Below are 581 nucleotides of genomic sequence, written 5' to 3'. Positions count from 1 at the left end.
GGCACGGGTAAAACTCACTTAGCAACGGCAATAGGCGTACAAGCCATCCAACACCACCGACTACGAGTGCGCTTCTTATCGACCATTGAACTTGTGAATCAACTTGAACAAGAAAAACTCGAAGGTAAAGCGGGACGCATTGCGAACAGGTTAAGCCATACAGATTTGGTTATCTTAGATGAACTTGGTTACTTGCCCTTTAGTCAAACGGGAGGCGCATTACTGTTCCACTTGCTAGGCAAACTATATGAGAAAACAAGTGTGATTATCACGACTAACTTAAGCTTTTCAGAGTGGAGCCAAGTCTTCGGTGACGCAAAGATGACAACCGCATTACTTGATCGACTAACGCATCACTGTCACATCATTGAAACAGGTAACGAAAGTTACCGCTACAAAGAATCTACTAATAAACGAATTTAAAACTGGAAATAAAAGAAAAGTTCAGGCCNTAATCTGGCCTCTCAGGCGGGTCAAAATTAAGTGCAAAAGCCGGGTCAGTTTTACATGCAAATTAACACCCACCATTTAGAACAATATTTTGGCTCACACGCTGCGGAGCATTCTTTGCTATAGCAAGG

Annotated in this window: 1 protein-coding gene; it reads left to right on the top strand. The window is 42.8% G+C overall.

Annotated features, from left to right (window positions below):
* Nucleotides 1-423: ATP-binding protein (locus A3757_RS06305; protein WP_197469879.1), on the top strand; the 423-nt coding region annotated here is incomplete at its 5' end.
* Nucleotides 424-581 lie beyond the last annotated feature (158 nt).

Source organism: Oleiphilus sp. HI0117 (assembly GCF_001635235.1).
This window is presented reverse-complemented; position numbering and strand designations above follow the sequence as displayed.